Origin of the sequence: Roseivirga sp. UBA1976, assembly GCF_002336325.1 — a bacterium.
GTDB classification, from domain to species: Bacteria; Bacteroidota; Bacteroidia; order Cytophagales; family Cyclobacteriaceae; genus Roseivirga; species Roseivirga thermotolerans.
In genome coordinates, this window is the sequence record NZ_DDDQ01000099.1 from 45,210 (window position 1) to 54,174 (window position 8,965).

An 8,965-nucleotide genomic window follows, 5' to 3' on the forward strand; every position below is an offset into this window, starting at 1 on the left:
GGTGGTTGTAGTTCAGTTGGTTAGAACGCCTGATTGTGGTTCAGGAGGTCGTGGGTTCGAGTCCCATCTTCCACCCTTAAAAGCCAGTTACGCAAGTAGCTGGCTTTTTTTGTTTGCAGAAACATTTTTCATTTAGGAGATAGAAACAAACTCAACCCACCAACCCATCAATAGCTCTACGGCAACCTTGCTTTAATCCCCTTTGACTTCAGGTGTATATACATCATCCCTCCCTACCGCCTTTTCGAAAATTTAAAGCTTCTTTGAACTATATGTACGTACATACAGTTTGGTGATTATTACTTGAAACAAAAGAAAAATGGAAACAGCAACTAAAACATTGTGGAAAATTGATCCAACGCATAGCGAGGTTCAGTTTAAAGTAAAACACCTGGTTATTTCAACCGTTACTGGGCAATTCAACCGTTTTGAAGGCAGCCTTGAGGCTGAGTCTGACGATTTTAATGGCGCCACTGCGGGGTTCACTCTGGAAACCGCCAGTGTAGATACCAACCAATCCGATCGGGACAATCACCTAAAAAGTGCCGACTTCTTTGATGCAGAAAAATTCCCTCACATTACGTTTAAGGGCTCTTTGAAAAAAGTAGCCGATAACCAATACAAACTGGCCGGACCACTCACCATCAAGGACATTACCAAAGAAGTGGAGCTCGATGTGGAACATGGAGGCACTATGGTAGACGGTTACGGACAAACCAAGGCCGGATTCGAGATTAGCGGATCTATTGACCGAAAAGAGTTTGGTTTAACCTGGAGCATGGTTACTGAGGCCGGTGGTATAGTAGTTGGCGATCGGGTAAAGCTTCAGCTAAACATTCAGCTTACTCAAGCCTAAACACCTATGCTAGTCAATAAGCTACTGCCCTGCTCCCAACTTTTGGGACGGGGCTTTTCTATAGCCCCTTTAACACTGTCTGCCTTCTAAGCCCAACAGCCCCTTCTTGGTCTCTTGCAGATCGCTGGGGCTATGCTTATATCGCTTTATGCGACTAAAGGCGTTGAACACTCCCTGATCGTTGAGTCGTACAATTCGCTCCGAATTAACAATGCACACAGATGCCACTGCCGGATCGATAGGCCGCAGGCCGCGAAGAGCCACGTTAGTAGATTCTCCATTGCAGTTGGAAAATAGTAGCAAGTTGGCCGAAAGGTTTTCCACTTCAAATTGGGCATGCTCACCAATGGTGCCAACATGCAATATTTCAGCGCAATTGTTTTTGAGCTTCAGGATATCGAACCTTTCCGGGCAAATAAATATGGTAGACTTAAACGAATTCTTCTGAATGTCTCCGTTGTAGCTCAGACTGGCTTGCATTATGTGGTTTTCACAACCCAACTCGATGGACTCAAACACCTCGTTGTGTTCAATGACCAGCGAATTAATGGCAGAGGCACCAATTGTCACCGACTTGGCCTGAACAGACTTCTTTACTTCGAACTGAAGCACCTCCGTCTGCTTTACAGACAGATGTCTAAAATCGCAGGCTCGAAGACTAAGCTTCCCAATTTTGGAACCTGAAAAACTCAGGTCGCCTGAAAAACGACAATTGCGAAAGCTCAACTCCTGGAAAACACTATCTCTGAAATGAATGTCGTATGGAAAATGTAGACCCTCAAGCTTTACCTTATCCACGAGCCGCACCGGGTATTGCGATATACGAAACTCCAGATCTTCACCTTTCAGTATTTTGAGAAATTGTCTGCTATTGATGGTCCTCATGCCAATGCCTTTTGCAACAAAAACAATGCCCCATAATTAGTCGGTCTGCCCGGACTTGACAATACCTAAATCTGGGTATATGTAGAAATAGCCCTTCTTTTGGGTCAAAGGTGTTGCAAGCAATTGTAATAAGCAACTTTTCCTTTCATCACACATATCGGACATTATGCGGAATTTAAGGGCTATATACTTGATTTTGTGCGCTTTAAATATTTCCTTCGTGTCGTTCCCTAATTCAGCGAACTTCTTGTAAAATTTAGTTTACTCACTAAAAACCAGACTTAACGAATGAAGACAACCTATGCATTGTCGCATGTAATAGAATATGACCCCACTGAAAAGACGCTCCTGGAGGAGATAAAAAAATGGGTCGACTCTAATATGATGATGATGGACAATAGGTTTATCTGGAAGGTGGGTCTTGCCACCAGTGAGGACATTGTAAAAGTTGCCGGTAAGGTACGGAGCGATTATGAATGTAAGCACTTCAAATACTGGCGTTGCGAATCTTTCCGGCTGGCTATACATACCCTGAGCAAGCTCACCAAGTATCCGTTCATTTTTAAGTCGAATCTTAACCAATATTCAGGCAAGGGAGTATATATATTCGTATACAAAGCCCCATGCCCTTCAAAAAATCTCTTTTATCACACGCTTCACTATTAGACTTTTTCTGATTTCCTTATCTTCATAAGGCAATGAACGAAGAGTTAGAGCACTTTTTTGAACAACCACTGAGCGAGCAGATTGAATATTTGTATAGAAATGGTGCCTTTCAATTGGCCATTCGTTACTATGGCTACAAAGTAAATCTCTATTTGCTGGAAAACATCTTTGTGGAAGTGTTCTACAATCACAAACTAGACCGCATAGAAAGCATTCAACCGTTAGACTACCAGCATTCGCGTATGAAGTTTTATGCCGATCAGATACAGATTGGAAGTTTGCTAAAGGCCTAGTAAACTTTTATGAATTTGAAGCACCTGTGGTATTACAAGTGTATTTCCCGAATTGTCAATCAGATAATCGGCCAGTTTTTTCCGCTGAGCATCCCCCACCTGTCTCTCCATAATATCTTCTACCTGTTGCCTGTTGCGCTGTTCGTCTCTGAGTAACACACGTTCCAGCCGTACCGCCCTAGGTGCCATTACGCAAATGGTCTGATCCAACTGCTTGTAGCTCTCTGTTTCAAAAAGTAGTGCCGCTTCTTTGAGCACATAAGGCACCGACTGATAACCAGCCGCCCATTGATCGAAGTCCTGAGCCACAGCCGGGTGTACCAAACTATTGAGTATGGCCAGTTCTTGAGGGTTGGAGAATACTCTTGAAGCCAAATAGCTTCTATTCAATTCGCCATTTGGCAAATAACTCTCCGCACCAAAGGCTTCAGCAATGCCCTGTCTCAGGGTATCGCTCTCTATCATCAATTGTTTACCCCGATCGTCTGCATAATACACCGGCACACCCAACAGTTGAAACATTTTGGTCACGGTAGATTTTCCGGAACCTATGCCCCCGGTAATACCAATTAAGCGTGGCTTATTCATTTCGGGTTACTTTCACTGTTTGTGGCTCGGCACTCACCTGACGGTATGCCTTGTTCAAAACCTGTATTCTCAAGCGAATGGTAGAATCTGCCGACATTTCCCGATACCTGGCCTGTACCGTCATTGGCAATGAATCGGTGGCATCAAACGCTGTTTCGGGTACTTTAAAACGAACCCTTACTTTTTGAGGGCTTGGGCCATAACCCTGCGGAAATCCTCTTGTCTCAACAGCAAGCTCTGAGTCCATAGATAGCATGCGCACAACCAGAAAACTCACTTGTACCGAATTGGTAGAGGCCTCTACCCATTCCGGTAGTTGTGGCAGGTCTATATCATCTTCAAAGTCGGCCGAAACATCATCAATTGCTTTTCTGAGCCAAAGGGTATCCCCAATTTCTTCCAGAGCAGACTGTGGGCCTGTGAACGTAATGGTAGACGGAGACAAGACCATGTCTGAGCTCCTAATGTAGTTTTCGTTGAGCGATACAGCGGCCGTATCGTATTGCACAAAAACCTCACGGGTTACCTTCCGCTCTATTTTATATCGTAGCGTATCACTTAAAAAGTAGTTGACAGAAAGGGGCTCCAGTTCGGGCATAATTTCCGAGCGCAAACCGGCTGTGAGCAAATAGCCCGATTCTGTAGGGCGATCTATCCGAATTTGCACCGGTTTCATTTTGAAACCGAATGAACGCGTCATTAAATCCCAGCCTCCACCGGAAACCTCTATGGGAATCCGCGTAGGCAGGGGTTCTGTGGCTATGTATTGTGTTTGGTCGTATTCAATGGCCACTGGATAGTTGATCCTGGTTACGTAATCGTTCTTATTCAGGGCGTTGAAAAACCAAAAGGTGGTAGACAGCGCAAAGCATATCAGTACCACCTTTATTTTTTCGTCTTTCGTGCTCGGAGCGTTGAAAGACCTTCTGAGCTTATCGAGTATGTCTTCAGCCTTGCTCAAGACTATGCTTTTTCATTGGCTCTTTTACTAGCTTCTAAAGAAATGGAAGATTTCTCGAAAGTGATTTTCACTCCTTTATCTACCTCTAGTGTCACCGTATCGTCAGTAAGGGCATAAACCTTACCGTGCATACCTCCAATGGTCACTATGTTATCTCCCTTTTTTATCTCATTGATAAAATTCTTCTGATCTTTTTGCTTTTTCTGTTGCGGACGGATCATGAAGAAATAAAAAACAAGAGCAATTCCACCAAACAATACCAACTGCTGTATCCATCCACCACCTTGTGGAGCCGGTTGCTGTACTAAAATATTATGTATCATATTCTTTTTAGGATTATGGCACCGGAATGGCATTGGTTTCCACGAAACCTCTCAGGCTCAAACGAACCTGCCGTGGGTTAGTGTTGGCCACTACGGTAATTACCGGGCTCTGCTGCCCTGATTTTCCCTTGCTATCAAAGCGCACTACAATTTCTCCTGTACCTCCCGGAGGAATAGGCTCTTTGGTATGGTTAGGTACTGTACAACCGCAAGAGGCCGAAGTACTCTGAATTTGAAGATCTTCTGTGCCATTATTAGTAAACTTGAAGGTATAGTTTACTACCTCACCCTGCTTAATGGTTCCAAAATTATATACTGTGGTTTCCCAATCGAAAGAGGCATTGGAAGCCAGGTTGTTTTCTATGCCCTGGGCCGATCCGTTGGTATTTGGAGTAGATACCACCCCTCTGGACACGTTGCCATTTTCCAACTGATTCACCCTTCTTTCCAGATTGGCCAATCGCTTTTCCATTTCGGAATTTCCACAGCCGGACAGCAACAGTAAGAATGCCCCCAGGCTTAGAATAGAAACTTTAGTTTTCATGTGTAATCGTTTTAGTTTTTATTGATATAACGAAACTGAGTAAACTGAATTCCTGCTTCCTCCAACGTCACTGGTTTACTCTCAGGTTCTTTGATTATGCTTTTTCACCAGACTTAATCTGACCTATCAGGTCATCGACATCGGTCAGTAGTTGTTCGGCCTTTTTACGGGCATCAGAAACCACCTTCTTACCTTCTTCTTTGGCCGAAGAAGACACTTCTACCTTGCCATTGATAAGGTCTTCAAGCAAGTCTTCAAGCTGCTTTTTGTACTTATCTAACTGATAGCTCAACTTGTCTCTGGTGTTGGAGCCCTTATCCGGAGCATATAAGATTCCAAGGATTGCTCCTGTGGCCGCTCCCAATACGAATGCTAATAAATTGCTCGACCCTCTATTCATACTATTTATTGTCTAATAATCCTCTTCCTGATTTCTTCAAGACCCCTTGCTCTTTTAGTTCGTTGGAAATCACATCCAGAATGCCATTTACGAACTGTTTGCTCTTTGGGGTACTATAATTTTTCGAAAGCTCAATATACTCATTAATGGTCACCTTAACAGGTATATTTCTGAAATTCAGCATTTCAGCAATGGCCATTTTCAGAATAATTTGATCGGTATTGGCTAAACGATCTACCTCCCAATTTTTAGTTTTGGCGGCAATCATTTGAGCATACTCCTCCTCGTTTTCTACTGTGCAATCGAGTATTTTCTCAAAAAACTCTTTGTCTTCCTCCCAGTTATTGGAGAAATCGGGTAAATCGAACCCTTTCGGATCTGAGTCTTCTTCAACGTCCCTGATAGAACGGGTAACGAGACTCCTGACAATAGGTTTATTTTCTTTCCAGTGAATGTCTTTTTCTTCAAAAAACGACAGTATCACTTCTGCTTTAAACACCAGGTCTTTGATCAGGTGATCTACCACAGCTTTATCATCTTCGAAAGTCGGATTGGCGGTTCTTCTATACTCGCCAAAGGTTTCGTCTTTCTTAACGATTTCCTTATACCAGTTTTTGTAGTTGTCTTCTTCCTCCTCCCAGGAGATGTTTCGCTTGACCAGAGCCACCTGCACCTTGGAGCTATTTCGAAAGAAGTCGATCACCTTGTTTTTGGCAAGGTTAAAATCGCCACTTAACAGCCTTTCGGGTGAGAGCTTCTGTTTCTTATCGGCTTCCACTTTACTGTGGTCGGACCAGGTAACTAGCAAACTGATAATCCATAGAAAGTAATCGACCAAAGACTCTGCATCTATGATCATATCTTTCTTTAGTCTTTCCAGGTCTTTGCGCGAATTTTCCAGATAGTTCTTATGAGCCAATTCTACCACCCGCTCTACTTCTGCAGAAAATGTTTCGGAAGTATTGAGTGGCGAACCGTATACTTTGTGCCTTAGCAAGCTCTTGGCTTGTTTGGCATCGGCCTTTAGTTTCACCTTGTCTTGTGGCTCCATAGAGTTGAGGTCTGGTTGAAAGGCCTCCTCTATTTCTGCTAAGCCAATGTTGTAATTGGCTTCTTTACATTGACCCAGAGCGAACAAGGTCTGCATTACTTTGACTCTAAGAGATCTCCTGTTGAGCATTTCAGAATGTATGAGAACGTTAAAATAAACAGCAGTGAATGGTTTTTCCAACCACTCACTGATTAATTAAAATGAAAGTTTTACGTTTCCTACGTCAGCAATTCGTTTTTCGGCTATTCTCATAGCGGCTTGCTGGGTAGGAATTCCTTCGTTTTCAGCAAGGCTAAAAATATTCAGGGTAGTGTCGTATATCTTCTCTGTCCAGCTGTAGGCTTGCTCTTTATTGTAAGCACCCTTTAGCTCGGAAGAAATATTTATAATTCCCCCTGCGTTGATCACAAAATCAGGAGCATAAACTATTCCCTTATCTACCAGCATGTGGCCGTGTTTAACCTCATCTTTCAACTGGTTGTTGGCAGCTCCTGCAATTACCTGCGCTTTTAGTCGGCCAATGGTTTCATCATTAACAGTGGCTCCCATAGCACAGGGCGCATAAATATCCACATCAAGATCGTAGATTTCGTCCATGCCCACAACTTGTGCTCCTTGTTCTTTGGCTATTTTAGCAAGCCTGGCTTCATTAATATCGGTTATAAAAACCTGAGCATTTTCTTTTACCAGATGCTCTACCAGATACATGCCTACCTGGCCTACTCCCTGAACAGAGACTTTTTTGCCATTCAGTGAGTCTGAACCGAATGCCCTTTTGGCTGCGGCCTTCATGCCCATGTATACACCATAGGCTGTTACAGGCGATGGGTCTCCACTTCCGCCCATTTCTACGGGCAAACCAGTAACGTGAGGAGTTTCCATATGGATGTACTCCATGTCGCTGGTTTTCATGTTCATATCTTCAGCGGTAATGTATTTACCGTTGAGGCTATTCACAAACTTTCCAAACCTGCGAAGGAATGCTTCGTTTTTCAGTTGCTTCGGATCGCCAATGATTACGGCTTTTCCTCCTCCCAAATTGAGGCCGGAAACAGCCGCTTTGTATGTCATTCCTCTGGAAAGCCTAAGCACATCTATCACTGCTTCTTCTTCTGAGGCGTAGTTCCAGAAACGTGTTCCTCCCAGTGCAGGTCCCAGAACTGTATTGTGAATTCCAATGATGGCTTTCAGACCGGTAGCTTCATCGTTGCAAAACACCACTTGCTCGTGGCCCATACCAGCTACCTCTTCAAAAATTGAGACACTTTTGGTTTTACCCTCGGCCTTAACTTCTTCCATTACGTTCATAATATAGTTTACTTTATATTTGCCGCGGCTCCAACGAAATTGGATCACAGACCGCAAAAGTAACCAAAAGATCGACATCTTCTAAGGATAATGACGATGGCGGCAACCTTTAGCAAAGCACTGCTGTTTAGAATATCGTGAAAGAACTTAAGCACCTCAACAAATACCTTCTCAAGTACAAATGGCTACTCATACTTGGGTTTATTTTTTTGGTTATCTCCAATTATTTTGGCGTATGGCCGGCTAAAGTAGTACGTTATGCCATAGACTATGTGACCGATAGTTTTAGGGTATATCGTTTGTTCGAAGGTTCCGGACTCAGCGAATCGGTGTTCGATAAACTTGAGGTGGGAGTGCTTATTCTGGGTGGAATAATGATTTTAATGGCCTTTTTGAGAGGCTTTTTCCTCTTTTTGGTCAGGCAAACGATCATTGTAATGTCTCGGAAAATCGAGTATGACCTGAAAAACGAGGTTTTCGAGCAGTATCAGAACCTTCCACTAAGCTTTTACCGAAAGAATAATACGGGCGATTTAATGAACCGCATCTCTGAAGATGTGAGCCAGGTAAGAATGTATCTTGGTCCGGGCATTATGTATGGCATTAACCTACTGGTGCTGTTCCCAATGGTGATTTATGAGATGCTAAGAGTAAACGTGGAGCTTACGATTTATGCTCTTCTTCCGTTGCCTGTACTTTCATTGAGCATTTACTTTGTAAACAATGTCATCAACAAACGATCGGAAAAGATTCAGGAAAGTCTTTCCGACCTTTCTACCTCAGTGCAGGAAGCTTTTTCGGGCATTCGGGTACTCAAGGCTTTTGTACGAGAGAAAGACTCGGCTGCCAAATTTGCCAACGAGAGCGAAAAGTATAAACACCGTTCGCTAAAGCTCACTTTTGTCAATGCTCTTTTTTTTCCACTCATAATGGCACTCATTGGCCTTAGCGTTTTGCTGACTATTTATATTGGTGGAACCAAGGTTATTCAAGGGGAGATAACTTACGGCAATATTGCGGAGTTTGTGATTTATGTAAACATGCTCACCTGGCCGGTGACTGCTCTCGGTTGGATAACCAGCATTAATCA

At 43.4% G+C, this 8,965-nt stretch carries 12 protein-coding genes and 1 tRNA gene; 5 read left to right on the forward strand and 8 right to left on the reverse strand.

What is annotated here, in order from left to right; all coding sequences use genetic code 11:
- Positions 1-76 (forward strand) — tRNA-His (locus B3763_RS10010).
- A 243-nt stretch (positions 77-319) separates the two neighbouring features.
- A complete protein-coding gene (locus tag B3763_RS10015) occupies positions 320-856 on the forward strand; it encodes a YceI family protein (RefSeq protein ID WP_286746139.1) in 537 nt (178 codons plus the stop codon).
- 69 nt (positions 857-925) lie between these two features.
- Here B3763_RS10015 and B3763_RS10020 read toward each other — a convergent pair whose 3' ends face one another.
- Entirely contained in the window at positions 926-1,741 is an 816-nt protein-coding gene (locus tag B3763_RS10020; protein ID WP_286746142.1) for a pentapeptide repeat-containing protein, read from the reverse strand.
- Positions 1,742-2,029: 288 nt separating this feature from the next.
- On the opposite strand from B3763_RS10020, the gene B3763_RS10025 reads away from it, so the two are divergent.
- Together B3763_RS10025 and B3763_RS10030 are read left to right on the forward strand one after the other, a co-directional pair.
- A complete protein-coding gene (locus B3763_RS10025; protein ID WP_189628160.1) occupies positions 2,030-2,407 on the forward strand; it encodes a hypothetical protein in 378 nt (125 codons plus the stop codon).
- 32 nt (positions 2,408-2,439) lie between these two features.
- Positions 2,440-2,700, forward strand: a complete 261-nt coding sequence (locus B3763_RS10030; RefSeq protein ID WP_189628161.1) for a hypothetical protein — start codon at positions 2,440-2,442, stop codon at positions 2,698-2,700.
- On the opposite strand, the gene coaE is transcribed toward B3763_RS10030, so the two are convergent.
- From coaE to B3763_RS10065, 7 genes are all read right to left on the reverse strand, one after another.
- Positions 2,689-3,288 (reverse strand): dephospho-CoA kinase, encoded by a 600-nt coding sequence (gene coaE, locus B3763_RS10035; protein WP_286746145.1) that lies wholly within the window; start codon positions 3,286-3,288, stop codon positions 2,689-2,691. The genes B3763_RS10030 and coaE overlap by 12 nt on opposite strands.
- The gene (locus tag B3763_RS10040) at positions 3,281-4,249 is read right to left on the reverse strand and encodes a hypothetical protein (RefSeq protein WP_286746147.1); all 969 of its coding nucleotides are present in this window, start codon (positions 4,247-4,249) and stop codon (positions 3,281-3,283) included. The genes coaE and B3763_RS10040 overlap by 8 nt, the downstream gene beginning before the upstream one ends.
- A 2-nt stretch (positions 4,250-4,251) precedes the next feature.
- Positions 4,252-4,572, reverse strand: coding sequence for a preprotein translocase subunit YajC (gene yajC / locus B3763_RS10045; RefSeq protein ID WP_189628164.1), 321 nt, complete (start codon positions 4,570-4,572; stop codon positions 4,252-4,254).
- Between the two features lie 13 nt (positions 4,573-4,585).
- Positions 4,586-5,116 (reverse strand): DUF1573 domain-containing protein, encoded by a 531-nt coding sequence (locus tag B3763_RS10050; protein ID WP_189628165.1) that lies wholly within the window; start codon positions 5,114-5,116, stop codon positions 4,586-4,588.
- 94 nt (positions 5,117-5,210) lie between these two features.
- Positions 5,211-5,516: a YtxH domain-containing protein gene (locus B3763_RS10055; protein WP_189628166.1), complete on the reverse strand. Its 306-nt coding sequence runs from the start codon at positions 5,514-5,516 to the stop codon at positions 5,211-5,213.
- Position 5,517: 1 nt separating this feature from the next.
- Positions 5,518-6,663 carry a transcription antitermination factor NusB gene (nusB, locus tag B3763_RS10060; protein WP_189628167.1) on the reverse strand — a complete coding sequence of 382 codons (1,146 nt, stop codon included), beginning with the start codon at positions 6,661-6,663 and terminating at the stop codon, positions 5,518-5,520.
- A 99-nt stretch (positions 6,664-6,762) separates the two neighbouring features.
- A complete protein-coding gene (locus B3763_RS10065) occupies positions 6,763-7,866 on the reverse strand; it encodes a Glu/Leu/Phe/Val family dehydrogenase (RefSeq protein ID WP_286746151.1) in 1,104 nt (367 codons plus the stop codon).
- 146 nt (positions 7,867-8,012) lie between these two features.
- On the opposite strand from B3763_RS10065, the gene B3763_RS10070 reads away from it, so the two are divergent.
- Positions 8,013-8,965: ABC transporter transmembrane domain-containing protein (locus B3763_RS10070; RefSeq protein WP_286746153.1), on the forward strand; the 953-nt coding region annotated here is incomplete at its 3' end.

What these genes read in the sequence shown, in the direction of transcription:
- B3763_RS10015 (WP_286746139.1), top strand. Translation starts at nt 320, where the DNA reads ATGGAAACAGCAACTAAAACATTGTGGAAAATTGATCCAACGCATAGC.
- B3763_RS10020 (WP_286746142.1), bottom strand. Translation starts at nt 1,741, where the DNA reads ATGAGGACCATCAATAGCAGACAATTTCTCAAAATACTGAAAGGTGAA.
- B3763_RS10025 (WP_189628160.1), top strand. Translation starts at nt 2,030, where the DNA reads ATGAAGACAACCTATGCATTGTCGCATGTAATAGAATATGACCCCACT.
- B3763_RS10030 (WP_189628161.1), top strand. Translation starts at nt 2,440, where the DNA reads ATGAACGAAGAGTTAGAGCACTTTTTTGAACAACCACTGAGCGAGCAG.
- coaE (WP_286746145.1), bottom strand. Translation starts at nt 3,288, where the DNA reads ATGAATAAGCCACGCTTAATTGGTATTACCGGGGGCATAGGTTCCGGA.
- yajC (WP_189628164.1), bottom strand. Translation starts at nt 4,572, where the DNA reads ATGATACATAATATTTTAGTACAGCAACCGGCTCCACAAGGTGGTGGA.
- B3763_RS10050 (WP_189628165.1), bottom strand. Translation starts at nt 5,116, where the DNA reads ATGAAAACTAAAGTTTCTATTCTAAGCCTGGGGGCATTCTTACTGTTG.
- B3763_RS10055 (WP_189628166.1), bottom strand. Translation starts at nt 5,516, where the DNA reads ATGAATAGAGGGTCGAGCAATTTATTAGCATTCGTATTGGGAGCGGCC.
- nusB (WP_189628167.1), bottom strand. Translation starts at nt 6,663, where the DNA reads ATGCAGACCTTGTTCGCTCTGGGTCAATGTAAAGAAGCCAATTACAAC.
- B3763_RS10065 (WP_286746151.1), bottom strand. Translation starts at nt 7,866, where the DNA reads ATGGAAGAAGTTAAGGCCGAGGGTAAAACCAAAAGTGTCTCAATTTTT.